Here is an 18,997-nt window from a genome sequence, read left to right as displayed (position 1 = left end):
TTAAGGAGTCCCATGCGCCTTTTCCGCATGTTGTTACTGAGTGTGCTGAGCCTGACTTGCCTTAATGCCGTGGCGGATGACAGTGCCGCGGTCAAGCGCTTGACCGAACTGCTCAGTCAGGCGCAAACCATTACTGCGCGATTCTCGCAGTTGACCCTTGATGGCAGTGGTAGCCAGTTGCAGGAAACTGCTGGTGAGCTGTCACTGAAGCGCCCAGGCTTGTTCCGCTGGCACACCGACGCTCCGCAAGAGCAGTTGCTGGTGTCCAATGGTAAACAGGTCTGGCTGTACGACCCGGATCTTGAGCAGGTGACCATCCAGAAAATGGATCAGCGCCTGACTCACACCCCAGCGCTTTTGTTGTCTGGTGATCTGTCCAAAATCAGCGAAAGCTTTGATATCAGCTACAAGGAAGCGGGTAACGTGGTCGATTTCACCTTGAAGCCCAAATCCAAGGACACGTTGTTCGATAACCTGCGCCTGTCGTTTCGTAGCGGCGTGGTCAATGACATGCAGCTGATTGACAGTATTGGCCAGCGTACCAATATCCTGTTTCTCAATGTGAAGATGAATCAGCCGATCAAGGACACTGAATTCACCTTCGAAGTGCCCAAGGGCGCGGATGTCATTCAAGAGTAAGAGGTCGTAGCTCGCCTTTATGGATTTGTTTCGCAAGGCTCCTGTTGCTCAACCCCTGGCTGCGCGTCTGCGAGCCACTACGCTGGATGAGTATGTCGGTCAGGAGCACTTGCTCGCCCGTGGCAAGCCGCTGCGCGAGGCACTTGAGCAGGGCACGCTGCACTCGATGATCTTCTGGGGGCCGCCTGGTGTAGGTAAAACTACCCTGGCGCGACTGCTGGCCCAGGTTTCCGATGCGCACTTTGAAACCATCTCGGCGGTGCTTTCCGGCGTCAAGGAAATTCGCCAGGCTGTCGAGGTGGCTCAACAGCATGCGGCGCAATATGGCCGGCAGACCATCCTATTTGTCGACGAGGTTCATCGCTTCAACAAGTCGCAGCAAGATGCCTTCTTGCCCTATGTTGAAGACGGCACTCTGATTTTCATCGGGGCGACCACCGAAAACCCATCCTTTGAACTGAACAACGCATTGCTTTCCCGTGCACGGGTCTATGTGCTTAAGAGCCTGGATGAGCCCGCACTGCGTAAGCTGGTAGACCGCGCCTTGCGCGATCCCAAGGGTTTGGCTGATCGGCAGCTGAGCCTGCCAGACGAGAGTTTCGCTATCCTAATGGCGGCAGCCGACGGTGATGGCCGGCGCCTGCTTAACTTCCTGGAGAATGCGGCAGACCTGGTCGATGACGGCGGGGTGATCACTGCGGAGTTGCTGCAGGACTTGCTGGGCGACAGTCGTCGACGTTTCGATAAAGGCGGCGAGGCGTTTTATGACCAGATTTCCGCGCTACACAAGTCCGTGCGAGGCTCTAGTCCGGATGGTGCACTGTATTGGTATGCACGGATGATCGATGGCGGCTGCGATCCGCTGTATATCGCCCGGCGTGTGGTGCGCATGGCCAGCGAAGATATTGGCAATGCTGATCCGCGCGCGCTGAGCCTGTGTTTGTCCGCCTGGGATGTTCAGGAGCGTTTGGGCAGCCCTGAAGGCGAGTTGGCGGTCGCCCAGGCGATTGTTTATCTGGCCTGCGCACCCAAAAGTAATGCGGTATACAGCGCGTTCAAAGCCGCCATGCGTGACGTGGCCGAAAACGGTTCGATGGAAGTGCCGCTGCATTTGCGTAACGCACCAACAAAATTGATGAAGCAGCTGGGTTATGGTGATGAATATCGCTATGCCCATGATGAGCCTGATGCCTATGCGGCAGGAGAAGACTACTTCCCGGAGCAGCTAGAACCGCGCCAGTATTATCAACCGGTGCCCCGCGGCCTTGAGCTGAAAATTGGCGACAAGCTCAAGCATTTATCCGCGCAGGATGCTGCCAGTCCACGCAAACGGAGAGAATCATGATCAAGGTGGTCGCGGCGGTTGCTGCGGGTGGGGCGCTGGGCAGTACCTTGCGTTTTTTGACCAGCTATTGGGTGCAGCGCCATTGGCCGCAGCACTTTTACATGGCCACCTTTAGCGTCAACATTGTGGGCTGTTTTTTGATCGGCCTGCTGAGCGGGCTATTTTTGCTGCGCACCGATATTCCGCTAGAGCTGCGCACCGGTATTACTGTGGGTGTGCTTGGTGGCTTGACGACTTTTTCATCATTCAGCCTGGAAACCATACGGTTGATTGAGGGCGGTCAGGCGGCGGTTGCCATGGGCTATCTGGCAGCGAGCCTGATTGGTGGCTTGCTGGCTGCTTGGGGCGGATTGTCATTGGCGCGGATGTAAACGGGCTTATTTAAGGGATTCCCAGGCTTTTTTGTTAGAGCGGTCATGCAGATGACCACTTTTTGCAGCAGATACTTAGCACTCGGCGCCCTGAACCCTTAAACTTCACTCATTCTGTCTCATGGCTTAGGCCATGCAATTCACACTTTTGTATTGAGATATCAGCATGCTCGACGCCAAATTGGTGCGCACCGAACTTCAAGAAGTCGCTCAGCGCCTTGCCACTCGTGGTTTTCAGCTAGATGTAGCGCGTTTCGAAGAACTTGAAGCGCAGCGCAAGACCCTGCAAACCCGTACTGAACAACTGCAAGCTGAGCGCAACGCTCGCTCCAAGTCGATCGGTCAGGCCAAGCAGCGCGGCGAAGACATTGCGCCTCTGTTGGCAGAAGTTGATCGCATGGGCAGCGAGTTGGACCAGGGCAAGCGCGACCTGGATGCCATCCAGGTCGCGCTCGATAGTATTTTGCTAAACCTGCCAAACCTGCCCCATGAATCGGTGCCAGTGGGCGCCGACGAAGATGACAACGTCGAAGTGCGTCGCTGGGGCACGCCAAAAGCCTTTGATTTCACGGTCCAGGACCACGTTGCCTTGGGTGAACAGCACGGTTGGCTGGATTTCGAAACGGCAGCAAAACTATCCGGCGCCCGTTTTGCCTTGCTGCGTGGCCCTATTGCTCGCCTGCACCGTGCGCTCGCGCAGTTCATGATCAACCTGCACACTGCCGAGCACGGCTATGAAGAGGCCTATACGCCTTATCTGGTCCAGGCCCCGGCGCTACAGGGCACAGGCCAGTTGCCTAAGTTCGAAGAAGACCTGTTCAAGATCAGCCGTGAAGGCGAAGCCGATTTCTATCTGATTCCAACGGCTGAAGTATCGCTGACCAACATCGTCGCCGGTGAAATCCTCGATGCCAAGCAGTTGCCGATCAAGTTCGTGGCGCACACGCCGTGCTTCCGTAGCGAAGCTGGGGCTTCGGGTCGCGATACCCGTGGCATGATTCGCCAGCATCAGTTCGATAAGGTTGAAATGGTCCAGGTGGTTGAGCCGGGCACCTCTGAACAAGCGCTCGAAGACCTCACTGCCAACGCCGAAAAAGTTTTGCAGTTGCTTGAACTTCCATACCGCGTACTGTCGCTGTGCACTGGTGACATGGGCTTCAGCGCCATTAAAACCTACGATCTCGAAGTCTGGGTGCCGAGCCAGGATAAATACCGCGAGATCTCTTCGTGCTCCAACTGTGGCGACTTCCAGGCGCGGCGCATGCAAGCCCGCTACCGCAACCCGGAAACCGGCAAGCCTGAGTTGGTTCACACGCTCAATGGCTCAGGCCTGGCGGTTGGCCGTACTTTGGTTGCAGTGCTTGAGAACTACCAACAAGCCGATGGCAGCATCAAGGTGCCTGAAGTGCTCAAGCCCTACATGGGCGGTATCGAAATCATCGGCTGACTTGCGCGAGCTAGCGGTAAACCGCTAGCCGACTAACACCGATTGCGGTTGCTGCTCTGGCGCCCGCTTTAGATTTGTTGTCTGTTGAGGCCGCCATGGATTTTCTGCCCTTGTTCCACAAACTCAAGGACCGCTTGGTGTTGGTCGTTGGGGGTGGTGAAGTCGCCGTGCGTAAGGCGCGATTGCTAGCTGATGCCGGTGCGCGCTTGCGGGTAGTCGCTCCCGATATCCGCGCGGAACTCAGCGATATGGTCGAGGCGGGTGGCGGCGAGTTGCTGCTGCGCGGCTATCAGGCAGACGATCTCGCAGGCGTGGCCCTGATCATTGCGGCTACGGATGATGAGCCGCTTAATGCCCAAATATCGGCCCAGGCTCAAGCGCTGGGTATTCCGGTAAACGTGGTAGATGCGCCCGCATTGTGCAGCGTGATATTTCCGGCGATCGTCGATCGCTCGCCATTGATCGTGGCCATCACCAGCGGCGGCGATGCTCCAGTGCTGGCGCGCTTGATCCGCGCCAAGATCGAAACCTGGATACCATCAACATACGGTCAACTGGCCGCTCTGGCTAAAAAATTTCGCGCTCAGGTTAAAACGCTATTTCCAAATGTTCAGCAGCGCCGGGTGTTCTGGGAAGATGTGTTTCAGGGACAGATCGCCGAAAGCGTATTCGCTGGCAAATTGCAGGAAGGTGAGCGTTTGCTGGCTGAGAAGGTCAATGGTGCTGCACCGCAAATGCTCGGGGAGGTGTATCTGGTAGGCGCCGGACCAGGTGATCCAGACCTGCTCACCTTCCGCGCGTTGCGCTTGATGCAGCAAGCGGATGTGGTGCTTTATGATCGCTTGGTTGCGCCAGCCATTATTGAGCTGTGCCGGCGTGATGCTGAGCGGATTTATGTGGGCAAGCAGCGTTCCGATCATACGTTGCCGCAGGAGCAAATCAATCAGCGCCTGGTCGATCTGGCGCAGCAAGGCAAGCGCGTGCTACGCCTCAAAGGCGGCGATCCGTTTATCTTCGGGCGCGGAGGCGAGGAGATCGAACAACTGGCCGCCCACGGCATTCCATTCCAGGTCGTGCCAGGTATCACTGCTGCCAGTGGTTGCGCAGCCTATGCAGGGATTCCATTGACCCATCGGGACCATGCTCAATCCGTGCGCTTTGTTACCGGGCACCTTAAAGACGGTAGCAGCGATCTGCCCTGGAACGAGCTAACCGCTTCGAGCCAGACACTGGTGTTCTACATGGGGCTGGTCGGTCTGCCAGTGATCTGTCAGCAGTTGATTGCCCATGGCCGCGCCGCAAACACGCCAGCCGCGCTGATTGAACAAGGCACTACGCAGAATCAGCGTGTCTACACCGGGACCTTGGCGGATTTACCAACATTGGTTGCAGAGCATGCGGTTCGCGCACCGACCTTGGTGATCGTCGGGGAAGTGGTGCAACTGCGCAAGCAATTGGCATGGTTTGAAGGCGCTCAGGCCAAGGTCTGAGCGCTTCTTCATCAGGTGGATATCAGTCAGCGCTGAAGATGCCTTTGCCTAGCAAGCGCAAGCGATCATGTGCGCGTAAAAGATCCAGTGCCGGCCCCTTGGGCACTATACCGGTCGGGTTGATGGTGGCATGGCTGGCGTAGTAGTGATGCTTGATGTGCTCGAAGTTGACCGTCGGTGCAATGTTTTGCCATTGGTAAAGTTCGCGCAGCCAATTCGACAGGTTCGGGTAGTCCTCGATGCGCTTGAGATTGCACTTGAAGTGCCCGTGATACACGGCGTCAAAGCGAACTATCGTGGTGAACAGGCGCCAGTCAGCTTCAGTCAGGTACTCACCCGCCAGATAGCGTGTGTGCTCAAGTAGCGCTTCGATCGCATCCAGCTCGGCGAACAGCTGATCGAAGGCTTCTTCATAGGCTTCTTGGCTGGTGGCAAAGCCTGCGCGATACACACCGTTGTTTACCGCCGGATAAATCCGCTCGTTGAGCTCATCAATGGCGCCGCGCAGTGCTTGCGGATAAAGGTCGAGGTGGTTGTCAGTCAGGTGATTGAAGGCTGTATTGAACATGCGGATGATTTCCGCGGATTCATTGCTGACAATCCGTTGCTGTTGCTTGTCCCAAAGCACAGGCACGGTCACCCGGCCGGTGTATTGCGGGTCATCACGGGTATAACGTTGATGCAGCAGCTGGAGGTCGTCGAGCGCATCACCGCTGGAGCCGGTCGTCTTATCGAAGGTCCAGCCATTTTCGCGCATCAGCCAGCTGACGACAGACACGCCAATCAACGACTCAAGGCCTTTGAGCTGGCGGAAAATCAGGGTTCTATGGGCCCAAGGGCAGGCCAGTGACACATAAAGATGATAGCGTCCGGCCTCGGCCTTGAATCCACTCACGCCGCTAGGCCCAGCACTGCCATCGGCGGTTACCCAGTTACGCCGCTGTGCGCTTTCGCGCTTGAAGCGGCCATCGGACTTGGTGTCGTACCACTGGTCTTGCCATTTGCCATCAACTAATAAACCCATGATCTGTGTCCTTTAGGTAGGCCTGGCTGCATAAGTGCCGGGCTTGCTAATGATTGATTGGCACAGTCTATCGCGAGTAAATTGATTTAAAGTCTCAAATTACCCAATGGTTTTATCAGTCATTTCGATGTTAATCGCGCCGACCAGTAGGCTTCGGCGCGCTCTAAGGCCAGTTCGCGGCTTGCTCCAAGGCCACGCAAGGCCAGTGCCATGGTGCTGATTACCGCCATTTTCGCGTAGCTGTCATCGGCCTCACCGTGCCAAAAACGTAGCAGATGATCAGGCTCAAGGCTTTCTGGTTTTACATGGCGCTGCGCAGACAGGGCAGGCCAGTCTTCATCCCAGTTCTGGCCCTGGGCGGTGCCGTAGAGATGGCTGGTCGCGTCGGGGTTGATTTCAATTTCACCACCTTCGCCTTTGATCACGATGGCGCAATCGCCAAGTAACTGGCTCGCCTCGCGGTGCACGGCCTGATAGCCGGGATGAAAGATACTCTGCAGGCAGCAGCGTGCACTCAAGGGGTTAATAATCCGCGTGAGCGAGTGGATAGGCGAGCGCAAACCAAGGGTGTTGCGCAGGTCGATCATCTTTTGCAGTTGTGGCGACCAATCGCCCAGCGGAATAAAGCCCAATGAATGTTGCTTAAGCGCCTGCTCGACCTCAATCCATGAACGGCATAGCGGAATATCGAGCTGCGTCAGGAGTTGTTCGCTGTACAGGCGACCTGCTGTATGGGCGCCACCACCGTGCATGAGGATTCGCACGCCGCTGGCTGCAAGGGCTTTGGCTGCAAGCAAGAACCAAGGCAGGTGTCGCTTTTTGCCAGCATAGCTTGGCCAGTCGATGTCGACTTCGATTGCTGGGGCATTCAAGCGTTCGCGCACAGCCTGGGCAAAGCCGGCCATTTCTTCAGCGCTTTCTTCCTTGTGCCTGAGCAGCATCAAGAAGGCGCCAAGTTGAGTGTCTTCCACCTTGTCATCGAGCAGCATGCTCATCGCCGAGTAGGCTTCGGCGCGGGTGAGGTTTCGCGCGCCGCGCTTGCCTTTGCCCAAAATACGCACGAATTGGGCGAAAGGATGTTCTGCAGGTGTCTGAAGGTTCATAGACAATTGGTCGGTTTGGGCAGGCCCGCCAGCTTGGCGGCAAGTTTGGCGGGGGTGCCGTTGAATAATCGGTTGAGGTGCAAGCTGTTGCCCCGTTCAGGGCCGAGCTTGAGGGCTACATACTTGATCAGTGGGCGATTGGCGGGCGAGAGCTGAAACTCGGCATAGAACTCACGCAGTAGCTTGAGTATTTGCCAGTGCTCTTCGGTTAAGGTCAGCGCCTCGCGTTGTGCCAGTTCGCTGGCAACGGCTTCAGACCAGTCGCCGAGCTCGCATAGATAGCCGTCCTTATCCAGGGCAATGGTCCGGCCTGCAACTGTCAACTCGCTCATAACCAGCTGTTGACCTTGGCGAACTTCAGGCTCAGACGCACAAATTCCGGGTAATCGATGACTTGCGCGCAAGCAGGGGTGTCAATCGAGCGCGCCTGAACATCTTCTTCAAGTGCATAGAGCTGAATGCTGTCAGGGATCAGCTCTAGGGCTTGTAGTTGCGGGGTGTCGGCGAGCAATGCGTAAACCGCATCACCGCAGAGCAGTAAACCGTCGTCTTCGCCCAGCAGGCGCAAGCAACTGCTGAGGCTGGCGTCAGTGAACGGGGAGTCGGAGAGTACGTGCAAGGTAGGCATTAGATTGTCACCACTTGATCGTAACGCTCTATAAGTGTGCGTAGCGCCGTATCATCCAAGACTTCGGCAGGCAGCGTGAGTGTAGTTGGCAGCATCCCGCGTTCTGTCAGGCTGCGCGCAGAGACGTAGAGTGAGTCGACACCGAACATGGGGAGCGCCTGCAGATTGGCGCCCAGGTCTTTCTGTTGCAATTTTTGCGGATCTTGCTGAGGCATCAGTTGCAGTGCGCCGTCATCAAGAAACAGCATAGCAATGGGTAAGTCGAATGCACCTCCGGCCAAGGCAATATCCAATGCTTCGCGTGCGCCAGGGCCAGACCAAGGTGCTTGACGATTGATGATCAACAAGGACTTCACCTCAAGCGCCTCCAAAACAGATTAGACGGTCTGCAATTTGATTGGCTTCATGCAGTTGGCCTAGCCCAGAAAGCTGCCAGGGCGCTTGAATACTTGCCGCCGAACGCGAATAGCGTTCGGCTTCTTCGTCATTCAGTGCGCCGCGGCGTAATGCGGCGGCGATGCACACCACGCCATCGAGTTGATGCTCATCAACGAACTCGCGCCATTGGCGGGGTAAATCAATTTCATCCTGGCCGCTGACCACTGCGCTAGATGCGTTGTATACACCGTCTTGGTAAAAAAACAGCCGAACTATCTCATGGCCTTGTGCAATTACCGCTTGGGCAAAGCGCAGGGCTCGACGAGAGGAGGGCTGATGGGGTGCTGCAAACAATGCAATGGCGAATTTCATGGCTGACCAGTCAGTTATCACTGTGCGAATAATAAAGCCTGACGCGCCAAGATGCTCGCCATCGCAACGAAAAAGCCCGCACGAGGCGGGCTTTTTTGCAAACGCAGCGGCTTTTAGTCGTCGCCACCCATGATGCCGAAGATCTGCAGCAAGCTGATGAACAGGTTGTAGATCGAAACATACAGGCTGATGGTCGCCATGATGTAGTTGCGCTCACCGCCATGAATAATGGCGCTGGTCTGGAACAGGATGCAGACCGACGAGAACAGTACAAAACCTGCGCTGATTGCCAGTTGCAAGCCACTAATCTGGAAGAAGAAGCTAGCAACCATTGCACCGAGCAGGACAAAGAAACCGGCAGTGATGAAGCCACTGAGGAAGCTCATGTCCTTGCGCGTGGTCAGTACGTAGGCTGACAAGCCAAAAAACACCAGCGCGGTCATGGCAAATGCCGAGCTGACGACTTCCGCGCCGTTAGCCATGCCCATGTAGCGGTTGAGGATCGGGCCCAGGGTGTAACCCATGAAACCGGTCAAGGCCAAGGTCGAAACCAAGCCCCAAGGCGAGTTGCGCAGTTTTGCAGTAAGGAAAAACAAGCCGTAGAAACCTATCAGCACGACAAAGATGTTGGGATAGGCGACGTTTGCGCGCTGAGCCAAGAAAGCAACCAGTCCACTGAAAGCCAGGGTGATCGCCAGCAAGCCGTAGGTATTGCGTAATACGCGGCTTACTTCCTGCTGCTCGACCTGCGTGCCGTCAATTGCGTAATTTTGTTGTTGCATGGCCTCACTCCTAATAAAAAACCATTGGTTCCATAAGCGATACTGACACCGATATTAGCACTGTGTTGAAAAAAAACGCTTCAGAGAGTTTGACAGCGTGTTTCGTTCGGGTAAGATTGCCGCCCGCAGTCAGGGAGAACTACATTAACCCGAGTTAATGTCTTGATCTTAAACAGAACTGCGTATGCAATATTGGAAGCGTGGCCGAGTGGTTTAAGGCAACGGTCTTGAAAACCGTCGATGGGAAACTGTCCTAGAGTTCGAATCTCTACGCTTCCGCCATCTTTTGGCTCAAAGAGCAAGTGCAGAACAAGCGCTTGCTCTTTGAGCTGCGATTCACCACGCTAGAGATAGCGCACGCGCTTTTAGGCAGGGCTGCCGTTATAGATGAAATGGACCGCTGTATAATGCGGCAGGTATAGCGAGGTGTCCCATTGATTCGAGTGCTAGTGGTTGATGATCATGACTTGGTTCGTACCGGAATCACCAGGATGCTGGCTGATATCGAAGGACTTGCCGTCGTAGGTCAAGCTGAAAGTGGTGAAGAAGCAATACTCAAAACCCGCGAGCTTAAGCCTGATGTCATTCTCATGGACGTCAAGATGCCGGGCATTGGTGGCCTGGAAGCCACGCGCAAACTGATTCGCAGCAATCCAGACGTTAAAGTTGTCGCCGTGACGGCTTGCGAGGAAGACCCATTTCCCACACGTTTACTGCAAGCGGGTGCTTCAGGCTACCTGACCAAGGGCGCGGCGCTGGATGAGATGGTGCAGGCGATTCGCATGGTGTTTGCAGGGCAGCGCTATATCAGCCCGCAAATTGCCCAGCAGCTCGCGTTAAAGTCATTTCAGCCACAAAGCAGCAACTCGCCGTTTGATTTGCTTTCAGAGCGTGAAATCCAGATCGCCTTGATGATTGCCGGCTGCCAGAAAGTGCAGAGCATTTCCGATAAGCTTTGCTTGTCGCCGAAAACGGTCAACACCTATCGATATCGCATTTTCGAAAAGCTAGCGATTACCAGTGACGTCGAACTGGCTTTGCTGGCGGTTCGCCACGGCATGGTCGATGCATCCCAGTAATGAGTCTGGCGCCTTTGATTCCAGCGCTTTCCTAGCCACCTGCAGCGGGCGTCCCGGGGTTTACCGGATGTCCGATGCCGAGGGCAAGCTGCTTTACGTCGGCAAAGCCAAGAACCTTAAAAGCCGGCTATCCAGCTACTTTCGCAAGACCGGTCTGGCGCCAAAAACAGCGGCGCTGGTAGCCAAGATTGCGCAAGTTGAAACCACCATTACCGCCAATGAAACTGAGGCGCTGCTGCTTGAGCAGACGCTTATCAAGGAATGGCGACCGCCGTACAACATTCTCCTGCGTGACGATAAGTCCTATCCCTATGTGTTTCTCTCGGATAGCCAGTTTCCGCGGCTCAGTATTCATCGCGGGGCGAAAAGGTTCAAAGGTCGCTACTTCGGCCCTTATCCGAGCGCTGGGGCCATTCGTGAAAGCCTTGGCTTGCTGCAGAAGACATTCCTGGTTCGCCAGTGTGAGGACAGCTATTTCAAGAATCGCACCCGGCCATGCCTGCAATACCAAATCAAACGCTGCAAGGGGCCCTGTGTTGGCCTGGTTGAGCCTGAAGAGTACGCCGAGGACGTTCGTCACTCGGTGATGTTTCTCGAAGGGCGCAGCAATGCGCTAACCGACGAGTTGTCTACGGCCATGCAAAAGGCTTCCAGCGAGCTTAATTTCGAACGTGCAGCCGAGCTTCGCGACCAGATATCGCTGCTGCGTCGTGTGCAGGATCAACAAAGCATGGAAGGCGGCACCGGTGATGTCGACGTGGTTGCCAGCATCGTGACCCCGGGTGGTGCATGCGTGCATTTGATTACGGTTCGAGGCGGGCGGGTGCTTGGCAGCAAGAACTTCTTCCCGCAGGTCGCCATTGAAGAAGACAGCAGTGCCGTGATGCTGGCGTTTCTCTCACAGTATTACCTGAGCAGTCACGAGCGCGACTTGCCAACCGAGCTAATCGTCAATGTTCAGAATGAAGATTATCCGACGCTGATAGCTGCCATCGAGGCGTCGCGCGGCCGTGAGCTTGCCATTAGCTATCGGGTGAGAGCAACGCGCGCGCGCTGGCAACAGCTGGCGGTAACCAACGCTGAGCAGGCGCTGAGTGCGCGACTGGCTAACCGCCAGCATGTAGCTGCACGCTTTGAGGCATTGGCCGAAGCGCTCAAGCTTGATGAAGTACCACAGCGCCTTGAGTGTTTTGACATCAGCCACTCCAGCGGCGAGGCGACAGTTGCTTCATGTGTGGTATTTGGCCCTGAAGGCCCGCTTAAATCTGATTATCGGCGCTACAACATTGAAGGCATTACCGGCGGCGATGATTACGCTGCCATGCATCAAGCGCTCACACGCCGTTTTAGCAAGATCAAGGACGGCGAGGGTAAGCTGCCGGACATATTGCTGGTCGATGGCGGCAAGGGTCAGTTGGCCATGGCCCGTGAGGTGCTTGAGGAACTGGCGGTGCCGGAGTTGATTCTCCTTGGCGTGGCCAAAGGTACGACCCGTAAACCTGGCCTGGAAACCCTCTATCTCAATGATGCTGCCCATGAATTTACCTTGCCAGGCAATTCGCCCGCGCTGCATCTGATTCAACAAATTCGTGACGAGTCTCACCGTTTCGCTATTACTGGCCACCGTGCCCGTCGCGGTAAAACTCGACGCACCTCAACGTTGGAGGGGGTTGCTGGCGTTGGGCCAAAGCGTCGGCGCGAATTGCTCAATCATTTTGGTGGCCTGCAAGAGTTGTCGCGTGCGAGTATCGAAGAAATTGCTAAATCACCCGGCATTAGCAAAAAGCTTGCAGAGCTCATTTATGCGGCATTGCACAGCGAGTAGAATGCCGGCTCACCCTGAACAGTTGTGCTGATGAATATCCCCAATCTGCTTACAGTGCTTCGCGTACTGTTGATCCCCGTTTTTGTGCTGCTGTTCTATCTCCCGTTTTCATGGAGCTATTGGGCTGCAAGCATTGTCTTTTCCATCGCCGCCATTACTGACTGGCTGGACGGTTACCTCGCACGCCTGTGGCAGCAAAGTACGCCTTTCGGGGCTTTTTTGGACCCTGTGGCAGATAAGCTGATTGTTGCCGTGGCGCTGGTTTTGCTAGTTGCCGAGCACAGCAATCTTTGGCTTACCTTACCGGCGGCAGTGATTATCTGTCGTGAAATCGTTGTTTCAGCACTGCGCGAGTGGATGGCCGAGATGGGGGCCAGGGCTCATGTCGCGGTGTCGAATTTAGGCAAGTGGAAAACGGCTGCGCAAATGGTTGCATTGGTCATCCTGCTAGCCAATCCACCACTGATTACCCCCTGGGTTGCTTTTGGCTACGGGCTGTTGATCGTTGCGGCAATCCTAACGTTGTGGTCGATGGTGCACTACTTATTGGCTGCCTGGCCGCATCTGAGCCCATCAGCGGAAAAGAAATAAACTTTTTTGAATCAAGGGGTTGACGTTGGGCGCGGAACATATAGAATGGCGCCCGTCTACAAGACAAGCGGGAATAGCTCAGTTGGTAGAGCACGACCTTGCCAAGGTCGGGGTCGCGAGTTCGAGTCTCGTTTCCCGCTCCAGTTTTTCAACGGGCCGTTTTATAGCGGCCCGTTTAGTTTCAAGGCTGAGTAGCAGAGTGGTTATGCACCGGATTGCAAATCCGTGAACGCCGGTTCGATTCCGACCTCAGCCTCCAAATAGAAAGCCCCGCAGCGTCTAGCTTGCGGGGCTTTTTTATGTCTTCGTGAATGGCTGTAGTTTCCGCAACTTTTGGGGGCCGTTTCCGCAACCCTCCGTTATTTTGTGGGGTTTACGATCTCGCCAAGGCGCCGGTAAACCCTATTTGTGATCTCCTCTTTGGTGTGGCCAAGTAGCTTGCTTGCCTCTGTGAGGCTTTCAATTTCTGTTGCTGCTTTGGGTCTGATGTCCCGAAACTGAAACTGGCGTATTCGCTCAGCAAGGGCCAGGTCACCAGCGGCCTCAGCAACACTTGCGGCGCGTGCTCTGGCTTCATCCCAGCGGTTACGCAGCATTGGCTTGCTCAGCCGCAAACCTTTCTGGTTGGTAATTAGCGTGCTGGTTTTGATGCCTGCGAGCATTCGCCGCTCAATAAGCCCGGCAATGAACAGGCCCAAGCCCGTAAGCTGAGTGCCGTTGTGCAAGCGGATGCGCAGGCGCTTACCCGTTTTGCCCTGGTCAACTTGCAAGTAATCCTCGCAGAGGTCTGTGACAACTGGTTTTAGCGCGTCAGCTGGACGTTGGCCGGTGAGATAGGCCAGATCCATTGCATCCCGTAGCTCTTGCGCTGCCTCGGTGTAAACCGCATCCCACACGTCATCGGCGGCGTAGTAGTCGCGCACTCGCTCTTTGTTGCGGCGCACCCTTGCACAAGGGTTCTCTTTATCGGTAAGGCCCCACTCTCTGGCGATGTTGAATACATGGGAGAGCAGGGCGATCTCACGATTACCGCGCGTCTTTGCGGTTCTGGCGTCACGATATTGAGCGACTACTTGAGGTGTAATCGCATCAATTGGGGCGTCGTCAAAAGCTTTTCTGAGGTTTTTCAACTCGGCCATATTGTCGAGTTGGGTGCGCGGGCTTTTGCCTGGGATAATCTCACGCTCATACTGATCGAATATTGCAGCCATCACCCGCTGGGCGACTGGCGCGGCTTTGCGTTCGAGCCGCGCCCACTCTGCATTGGCTTCATTACGATCAGTACCTAGCGGTATTTCTATGCGCTTCCCATTCACGTCCCGCCCGTTGTAGTAATACCCAACCCATACCTTTCCAGACTTCATGATCCGTTGACGCTTGATCATCCGTGGCGGCAAATCTCGGTTTGTTGGTTCCTTGGGCCGCATCTCAGCTCACTTTAGAAAGATCGATCTGCCATGGCTCAGCCACGGCGGTTGATTCGGATGGTTTAAGGCCTGCGAGCTTGAGTCGTGCATAGATACGCCCAACAACCGGCCTTCCTGCCGCATTCTTCTCGTATTTCCAGCCATGTTGATCCAGCCATTCCATTTGTTTACGCGCTGACTTCGCGCAGATCATGGCTGCAATTTCTTCCCCGGTCAGAAATTCACTGGTATCAGACACGGCAAAACCCTCCGTCTGCAGGTGTGAACAGACAGGCCCAGGGCGGGCAGATACTCAGCGCTTTCATGGCTTCACCTTTGGGCACTCATACCCAAGCTGGACACGCCAGTTGCTGTCTTTGCCTGCGTGAAGGCGTTCGCAGTAGTTGGCCAGCATGGCTTGGTGCTGGCGATACTCCATTACCACCATGAAGCCGATTAAAACGGCCAGAAGTGAAAGCGAGAAGTACTTGAGGGCACGCTCACTAGTGAGTTTTGCCAGTAATTTAGCGAGCATAACGCTTCCCCTTGGCCAGTTTTGCGGCTGCATGTTCAGCCATTCGCGCAGCCCATTCAGCTGATTTGCGTTGTTGGCGTATGCGACTGCAGGTGCTGTGCTTGCGTGTTGAGCGGGCATGGCCGCAAATGTCGCAAATGCTTGGTAGGCAGAGCCTGTGGCTTGCCATCGGCGGGCGGGTGCGCTCTGTGGTAGCCTTATCGGTGCCGCCTTTGGGTTGATGTGCTTGCATGGTGCTTCTCCTTTTGGGTCGGTTGGCGTCTGGGGGTTGCCGCCTCCAGGCGCCGCTTCTTTCCGGCTTTGCCGTTGTCAGTTGTATTGGGTGTGCCAGGCACGCCAAACCGTTTTGAATCCCTCCCAGATCACATCGCCGTTCTCAATGTATTGATGCACCTCTTGTTCAGGCCTGCGGTCCAGGCGCAGCACTGCCAGGCAGTCATCCCATAAGGTGCTGTCTATCCCGCGCAAATCAGTTAGTGAGAATGGATAGGCTCTGCCGTTGTAAAGGCTGAGCAGAAAGCGGGCGATCACACCGCTTTGGCCTGAGTCGCGTTGTGCAACAGGCACTAAGCGTTGAAGTGCCTTTACCCCTGCGGTGCGGATGTAGGGCCGCTCAGCTTCTTCAACGGCGAGCCGGTTGAGCTCGTCCGTTATGCACTTGTTTGCTGCTTGCATGGTGCTTCTCCTTTGGTTGTTTTGCCCTGATGTTGCCGCACCAGGGCAGATGCGTTACTTGGCCAGGGCAATCAGCAACTCTGGCGCTTGATTGCCGATGGCAATGAGGGCTAACAGGGCGAGGGCGCTGCAGGTCAGGGTTGCCAGCTTTTCGCCCTTGCTGGGTTGGTGCTCTGGGTATTGGTCTTGCTGCATGGTGCTTCTCCTTTTGGGTCGTTTGCTCGAGCGTTGCCGCGCTCAAGCGGGGTTATTGCGCTTTAAAAAGCCAGCATTTAACGGTGGGGGATTTGGTGATGGTGCTGTTGTGCCTGGCGGCCTGGTAGCCGCGCACAGCGCTATCAACTGCTCGGTTGGAATCTACAAATCTGCGGCTGCGGCTCTCTTTGAGCAGGTCGCGCAGTACGCCAACGTCTGCCAGCTTCTGGCGGTGTTCTGCGGCGCGTTCACAGAACTCGTTGAGGTTGATGGCAATGAGGTCTTCTTTTTTGCTGTGATTGACCACCGGGCCTTCGGCATCGAGGCTTTCCAGGTAGTCGTAGACTTCCCAGAACTCAGCCACTTGCGGATGATCTGCGCTGATCGAGACTTGGCGCTCGATGGCCATGCTGATGATTTTGCGTTGCGTGCTGCTGACCTGAGCGTCAGTAAGGCCAACGATCAACCGTAAGCCATCGAGCAAAGCCAGCAGTTGCGCATGGTTTTTGATGATTCGTTCAACACGGATATAGCCGCGCAGCGTGTTACCGCACTTGTGGCAGGCCGCTTGCTCACGTTCAGCCTGGTAATCAGTGCCGCAGTTGATGCAGTGGCTGTTGAGGGTTCGCAAACGCTGCTCATGCTCAGGAAAGCGTTGCTCAAATATCTCCAGCACCTTGGCCTCATGCTTAACGGCTAGCAGCAAGAAGTGGCTCAGCGTGTCGCCATCGAGCATATTCAGGCGCGCAGCTGCAGCGCGGCTTGCGGGTGTTACTTCCGGGCGCTTGAAATGCAGCTTGCAGATGCGCGTCATGATTGCTTCGTGTGCAACTACTGGCGCGTTCTGGCTGATGGCGATGGTGCCGCGAAACGGCGGCTCATAAGTCTCGTTGCCCGCTGTTTTAACGCCCTTGGTTGCCAGCGTGCCGCCGTTGTAAAAGTCTTTCAGTTCATCCCATTCAAAGGTTTTGGCGTGGCTTTTGTCATCGCCGTGGCGATCAGCCTCAAGAAATACCACCGGCATGGCTGAAACCTGGCCCATAAGGCGTGAACGGCCTGCTTTGGTCGACTTCATGGGGTCGAAGCCTTCATAACCGTCGCGGCCCAGCAGTTTCCACAGCAAATTAAGCAGGGTGGTCTTACCGGCCCCGGCTTCGCCTGTGGCTTCCAAAAACGGGAAGGATTGATATTTAACCCGAACTTGCTCAGCAAACAGCGAACCAAACCAAAAGGTGAGGGCGACCAGGCCTTGCTCTGCAAAGCACGTCCAGAGCAGGTCTAGCCATTCTTCGTTGTAGTCTTTATCGTTACGTTGCAGGTGAACACGTACACCTTTCTGCAGGGTTTTTAAACGCAGCTTGCCGAACTCGAAATAATCCTCATCGTTGACCTCAAGCACTTGGCCGTCACGCACGGCAACATCGCCAAACACATAGCTTTTGTACTCTTTGCTGTAGCCCACATAGTCGATAGTTGTCACTGTTTTGATCCCGTAGAGTTGGTCTTTCATGATTTTGTCGAGCTGTAGCCCGGTGCCGGTAAACATCGCGCCCGCAGCCATGCCCAGCAGGCGCTTTTTAAATTCGCTTGCAGCGGCAAGTTGGGTGCTGGTGAAGGTGTTCTTTACGCTGGGTTCGTCATGTGGGAAATCAACACGCAGGTAGTACCAGGACTCATCGGTTACCTCATTGCGTTGGTAGTAGAGTGCCTCGGGGTAGCAGTTGGCGATTTCTGCGGTGCAGCCCGATTCCTGCAGCGCCTTCTCACGCATTTGCCGGTCGTTGAGCTGCTGATCGTCATGATCTTCGCTGTCTTCCAGCGCGGTCATGGCCTTGTTGAATTTCTCCAGGTCGAGCTTGAACCAGTACAAGCGGCTGTTAAAACCGAAGTGAAACTCAGCGCGTTTCTGCCATTCGTACATGATCAAAGCCTTCTCGCCGGGGCTTTCAGCAATGAGCAAAGCACCGTGGTGGCGGGCTTCTTTGAGGTCGGCGGTTACTCGGTCAGCTCGTTTGGCGTCGTCTTCGATAAACACCCAGCGTTGGTGAAGGTCATTCCAGTCAACTTTGCGCCCATCACGCTGGGGGATTTGCGCCGCCTCACAGGTAAAGCCCAGCTCGCGTGCAGCCTTTACGAATTTACGGGTGAAACGGTGGCCGCTCGGCTCGTTGTCTAACGCCCATACCAACTTTGGCAAGCGTGTGCCGGCACTGCTGCGGTCTTTGATTAACTGCTTGAGTGATTCATCAGGAAAGTTGCCAGAGCTCATTGCAGCAACGGCAGTGAAGTGGTGGTGCTGCAGGGCCACGGCATCAAAGATGCCTTCAACAATCCACACCTCACTAACCGCGGCTAAATCGACCTGTGGTGAGCACCACCACTGGCCTTTGTAACTGGTGCCCGGTTTGAAGCGTGCTTTCTGTTTGCCAAAGCGCTCGGGGCGGTCAATAAGGCGCTCCCAATAACCGCCTTTAGGCAAAGCAAAGCGCACCGTGGCGCTGCCTTCGTTAATGTCGCGGCACCAGAATTGCTCTTGGGTAAACAGCCCCTCTAGCAGCTCCAGGCGAAAGCCGCGTGCAAATTCAAGGTAGGCGCGGGCTGTTGCTGTTGGGTTGTCGCTGGTGACTGGTGCGCGTTCGCTCCAGTCGTTGAAGAGGTCGGCGTATACGTCTTTAGCGTGGATCTGCGAGCCGCACTTACTCAGGCGCCCGCAGTGCAACATCCAGGGTTTATCAAAGAAGCTGTACAGCTCCTTTTTGTTGCATACCGGGCATGTGCCTTTGCGCAGGTAGTTGGTACCTGCGATATGCGTGAGGCCATAGTCGCGTTGCAGGCGGGTGAGAACTTCGGCCCTTAGTTGGTCGTGCATGATTGGCCTTGATTGGTCGATTTGAGGGCGGCTTTTAGGGCGCCGATGGTGCGTTTGTGGCCCGCAAGCGCCGGGTAGTCATCAAGAATGCGGTTGGTGCGCTGGAAGTCCGGCACAGCTCGATAGCGGTCGTCATACCAGTGCTCCGCCATTGCGCGGCGTAGCTCGCTACGAAGGTCAACAAGCCATGCCTCAGCCACCGATTGAGGTAGGTCTAGATGAATCGCTACGGCTTTTTGCATG

The 18,997-nt window shown here is 55.5% G+C and carries 22 protein-coding genes and 3 tRNA genes; 11 read left to right on the top strand and 14 right to left on the bottom strand.

Features of this window, described 5'->3' with window-relative positions; all coding sequences use genetic code 11:
* Positions 1 to 12 precede the first annotated feature (12 nt).
* The 5 genes from lolA to cysG all read left to right on the top strand — a co-directional run bounded on the left by lolA (position 13) and on the right by cysG (position 5,292).
* On the top strand, positions 13 to 639 hold the full coding sequence (gene lolA / locus AACY26_RS05940) for an outer membrane lipoprotein chaperone LolA (RefSeq protein ID WP_339511994.1): 627 nt from the start codon (positions 13 to 15) through the stop codon (positions 637 to 639).
* Positions 640 to 658: 19 nt separating this feature from the next.
* Positions 659 to 1,984 carry a replication-associated recombination protein A gene (locus AACY26_RS05935; protein WP_339511992.1) on the top strand — a complete coding sequence of 442 codons (1,326 nt, stop codon included), beginning with the start codon at positions 659 to 661 and terminating at the stop codon, positions 1,982 to 1,984.
* Positions 1,981 to 2,355: a fluoride efflux transporter CrcB gene (gene crcB, locus AACY26_RS05930; protein WP_339511990.1), complete on the top strand. Its 375-nt coding sequence runs from the start codon at positions 1,981 to 1,983 to the stop codon at positions 2,353 to 2,355. The genes AACY26_RS05935 and crcB overlap by 4 nt, the downstream gene beginning before the upstream one ends.
* A gap of 166 nt (positions 2,356 to 2,521) precedes the next feature.
* Positions 2,522 to 3,802, top strand: a complete 1,281-nt coding sequence (gene serS, locus AACY26_RS05925; protein ID WP_339511988.1) for a serine--tRNA ligase — start codon at positions 2,522 to 2,524, stop codon at positions 3,800 to 3,802.
* Between the two features lie 95 nt (positions 3,803 to 3,897).
* On the top strand, positions 3,898 to 5,292 hold the full coding sequence (gene cysG, locus AACY26_RS05920; protein WP_339511987.1) for a siroheme synthase CysG: 1,395 nt from the start codon (positions 3,898 to 3,900) through the stop codon (positions 5,290 to 5,292).
* Positions 5,293 to 5,314: 22 nt separating this feature from the next.
* On the opposite strand, the gene AACY26_RS05915 is transcribed toward cysG, so the two are convergent.
* The 7 genes from AACY26_RS05915 to AACY26_RS05885 all read right to left on the bottom strand — a co-directional run bounded on the left by AACY26_RS05915 (position 5,315) and on the right by AACY26_RS05885 (position 9,579).
* Positions 5,315 to 6,316 carry a glutathione S-transferase family protein gene (locus AACY26_RS05915; protein ID WP_339511986.1) on the bottom strand — a complete coding sequence of 334 codons (1,002 nt, stop codon included), beginning with the start codon at positions 6,314 to 6,316 and terminating at the stop codon, positions 5,315 to 5,317.
* A gap of 119 nt (positions 6,317 to 6,435) precedes the next feature.
* Entirely contained in the window at positions 6,436 to 7,419 is a 984-nt protein-coding gene (locus AACY26_RS05910; protein WP_339511985.1) for a glycosyl transferase family protein, read from the bottom strand.
* Positions 7,416 to 7,751 (bottom strand): TusE/DsrC/DsvC family sulfur relay protein, encoded by a 336-nt coding sequence (locus AACY26_RS05905; RefSeq protein ID WP_339511983.1) that lies wholly within the window; start codon positions 7,749 to 7,751, stop codon positions 7,416 to 7,418. Before AACY26_RS05905 ends, AACY26_RS05910 begins: the two co-directional genes overlap by 4 nt.
* Complete coding sequence (tusB, locus tag AACY26_RS05900) at positions 7,748 to 8,047, bottom strand: sulfurtransferase complex subunit TusB (RefSeq protein WP_339511981.1); 300 nt, start codon at positions 8,045 to 8,047, stop codon at positions 7,748 to 7,750. The genes AACY26_RS05905 and tusB overlap by 4 nt, the downstream gene beginning before the upstream one ends.
* Positions 8,047 to 8,403: a sulfurtransferase complex subunit TusC gene (tusC, locus tag AACY26_RS05895; protein ID WP_339511979.1), complete on the bottom strand. Its 357-nt coding sequence runs from the start codon at positions 8,401 to 8,403 to the stop codon at positions 8,047 to 8,049. Before tusC ends, tusB begins: the two co-directional genes overlap by 1 nt.
* Position 8,404: 1 nt before the next feature.
* Complete coding sequence (gene tusD / locus AACY26_RS05890) at positions 8,405 to 8,797, bottom strand: sulfurtransferase complex subunit TusD (protein ID WP_339511977.1); 393 nt, start codon at positions 8,795 to 8,797, stop codon at positions 8,405 to 8,407.
* Positions 8,798 to 8,910: 113 nt separating this feature from the next.
* A complete protein-coding gene (locus tag AACY26_RS05885) occupies positions 8,911 to 9,579 on the bottom strand; it encodes a Bax inhibitor-1/YccA family protein (protein WP_339511975.1) in 669 nt (222 codons plus the stop codon).
* Between the two features lie 194 nt (positions 9,580 to 9,773).
* Here AACY26_RS05885 and AACY26_RS05880 point away from each other — a divergent pair.
* The 6 genes from AACY26_RS05880 to AACY26_RS05855 all read left to right on the top strand — a co-directional run bounded on the left by AACY26_RS05880 (position 9,774) and on the right by AACY26_RS05855 (position 13,333).
* Positions 9,774 to 9,861: transfer RNA gene (locus AACY26_RS05880), tRNA-Ser, on the top strand.
* A gap of 152 nt (positions 9,862 to 10,013) precedes the next feature.
* Positions 10,014 to 10,658, top strand: a complete 645-nt coding sequence (gene gacA / locus AACY26_RS05875; protein ID WP_089359103.1) for a response regulator transcription factor GacA — start codon at positions 10,014 to 10,016, stop codon at positions 10,656 to 10,658.
* Complete coding sequence (uvrC, locus tag AACY26_RS05870) at positions 10,645 to 12,483, top strand: excinuclease ABC subunit UvrC (protein ID WP_339511972.1); 1,839 nt, start codon at positions 10,645 to 10,647, stop codon at positions 12,481 to 12,483. The genes gacA and uvrC overlap by 14 nt, the downstream gene beginning before the upstream one ends.
* Positions 12,484 to 12,513: 30 nt before the next feature.
* Positions 12,514 to 13,074: a CDP-diacylglycerol--glycerol-3-phosphate 3-phosphatidyltransferase gene (gene pgsA / locus AACY26_RS05865; protein ID WP_339511970.1), complete on the top strand. Its 561-nt coding sequence runs from the start codon at positions 12,514 to 12,516 to the stop codon at positions 13,072 to 13,074.
* A 67-nt stretch (positions 13,075 to 13,141) separates the two neighbouring features.
* Positions 13,142 to 13,217 (top strand) — tRNA-Gly (locus AACY26_RS05860).
* A gap of 42 nt (positions 13,218 to 13,259) precedes the next feature.
* Positions 13,260 to 13,333 (top strand) — tRNA-Cys (locus AACY26_RS05855).
* Between the two features lie 100 nt (positions 13,334 to 13,433).
* Here the strand turns inward: AACY26_RS05855 and AACY26_RS05850 are convergent.
* From AACY26_RS05850 to AACY26_RS05815, 7 genes are all read right to left on the bottom strand, one after another.
* Positions 13,434 to 14,501 carry a phage integrase gene (locus tag AACY26_RS05850; RefSeq protein ID WP_339511968.1) on the bottom strand — a complete coding sequence of 356 codons (1,068 nt, stop codon included), beginning with the start codon at positions 14,499 to 14,501 and terminating at the stop codon, positions 13,434 to 13,436.
* A gap of 1 nt (position 14,502) precedes the next feature.
* Positions 14,503 to 14,739, bottom strand: coding sequence for a DUF4224 domain-containing protein (locus AACY26_RS05845; RefSeq protein ID WP_339511966.1), 237 nt, complete (start codon positions 14,737 to 14,739; stop codon positions 14,503 to 14,505).
* A 63-nt stretch (positions 14,740 to 14,802) separates the two neighbouring features.
* A complete protein-coding gene (locus AACY26_RS05840; RefSeq protein ID WP_339511964.1) occupies positions 14,803 to 15,015 on the bottom strand; it encodes a hypothetical protein in 213 nt (70 codons plus the stop codon).
* 309 nt (positions 15,016 to 15,324) lie between these two features.
* A complete protein-coding gene (locus tag AACY26_RS05830) occupies positions 15,325 to 15,690 on the bottom strand; it encodes a DUF7673 family protein (protein ID WP_339511960.1) in 366 nt (121 codons plus the stop codon).
* 54 nt (positions 15,691 to 15,744) lie between these two features.
* Positions 15,745 to 15,885 (bottom strand): hypothetical protein, encoded by a 141-nt coding sequence (locus tag AACY26_RS05825; RefSeq protein WP_339511958.1) that lies wholly within the window; start codon positions 15,883 to 15,885, stop codon positions 15,745 to 15,747.
* Between the two features lie 52 nt (positions 15,886 to 15,937).
* On the bottom strand, positions 15,938 to 18,754 hold the full coding sequence (locus AACY26_RS05820; protein ID WP_339511956.1) for a toprim domain-containing protein: 2,817 nt from the start codon (positions 18,752 to 18,754) through the stop codon (positions 15,938 to 15,940).
* On the bottom strand, positions 18,739 to 18,996 hold the full coding sequence (locus AACY26_RS05815) for a hypothetical protein (RefSeq protein ID WP_339511954.1): 258 nt from the start codon (positions 18,994 to 18,996) through the stop codon (positions 18,739 to 18,741). The genes AACY26_RS05820 and AACY26_RS05815 overlap by 16 nt, the downstream gene beginning before the upstream one ends.
* Position 18,997: the final 1 nt, after the last annotated feature.

This window comes from Pseudomonas sp. RL_15y_Pfl2_60, from assembly GCF_963970595.1.
In the GTDB taxonomy this organism is placed as follows: Bacteria; Pseudomonadota; Gammaproteobacteria; order Pseudomonadales; family Pseudomonadaceae; genus Aquipseudomonas.
This window is presented reverse-complemented; position numbering and strand designations above follow the sequence as displayed.

Bases quoted from the DNA above. Each gene is read 5' to 3' on its own strand.
- AACY26_RS05815 (WP_339511954.1), bottom strand. From the start codon at position 18,996: ATGCAAAAAGCCGTAGCGATTCATCTAGACCTACCTCAATCGGTGGCT.
- serS (WP_339511988.1), top strand. From the start codon at position 2,522: ATGCTCGACGCCAAATTGGTGCGCACCGAACTTCAAGAAGTCGCTCAG.
- lolA (WP_339511994.1), top strand. From the start codon at position 13: ATGCGCCTTTTCCGCATGTTGTTACTGAGTGTGCTGAGCCTGACTTGC.
- tusB (WP_339511981.1), bottom strand. From the start codon at position 8,047: ATGCCTACCTTGCACGTACTCTCCGACTCCCCGTTCACTGACGCCAGC.
- AACY26_RS05820 (WP_339511956.1), bottom strand. From the start codon at position 18,754: ATGCACGACCAACTAAGGGCCGAAGTTCTCACCCGCCTGCAACGCGAC.
- AACY26_RS05910 (WP_339511985.1), bottom strand. From the start codon at position 7,419: ATGAACCTTCAGACACCTGCAGAACATCCTTTCGCCCAATTCGTGCGT.
- cysG (WP_339511987.1), top strand. From the start codon at position 3,898: ATGGATTTTCTGCCCTTGTTCCACAAACTCAAGGACCGCTTGGTGTTG.
- AACY26_RS05840 (WP_339511964.1), bottom strand. From the start codon at position 15,015: ATGCTCGCTAAATTACTGGCAAAACTCACTAGTGAGCGTGCCCTCAAG.
- AACY26_RS05915 (WP_339511986.1), bottom strand. From the start codon at position 6,316: ATGGGTTTATTAGTTGATGGCAAATGGCAAGACCAGTGGTACGACACC.
- uvrC (WP_339511972.1), top strand. From the start codon at position 10,645: ATGCATCCCAGTAATGAGTCTGGCGCCTTTGATTCCAGCGCTTTCCTA.
- AACY26_RS05825 (WP_339511958.1), bottom strand. From the start codon at position 15,885: ATGCAGCAAGACCAATACCCAGAGCACCAACCCAGCAAGGGCGAAAAG.
- AACY26_RS05935 (WP_339511992.1), top strand. From the start codon at position 659: ATGGATTTGTTTCGCAAGGCTCCTGTTGCTCAACCCCTGGCTGCGCGT.
- crcB (WP_339511990.1), top strand. From the start codon at position 1,981: ATGATCAAGGTGGTCGCGGCGGTTGCTGCGGGTGGGGCGCTGGGCAGT.
- pgsA (WP_339511970.1), top strand. From the start codon at position 12,514: ATGAATATCCCCAATCTGCTTACAGTGCTTCGCGTACTGTTGATCCCC.
- AACY26_RS05830 (WP_339511960.1), bottom strand. From the start codon at position 15,690: ATGCAAGCAGCAAACAAGTGCATAACGGACGAGCTCAACCGGCTCGCC.
- AACY26_RS05905 (WP_339511983.1), bottom strand. From the start codon at position 7,751: ATGAGCGAGTTGACAGTTGCAGGCCGGACCATTGCCCTGGATAAGGAC.
- tusD (WP_339511977.1), bottom strand. From the start codon at position 8,797: ATGAAATTCGCCATTGCATTGTTTGCAGCACCCCATCAGCCCTCCTCT.
- AACY26_RS05850 (WP_339511968.1), bottom strand. From the start codon at position 14,501: ATGCGGCCCAAGGAACCAACAAACCGAGATTTGCCGCCACGGATGATC.
- AACY26_RS05885 (WP_339511975.1), bottom strand. From the start codon at position 9,579: ATGCAACAACAAAATTACGCAATTGACGGCACGCAGGTCGAGCAGCAG.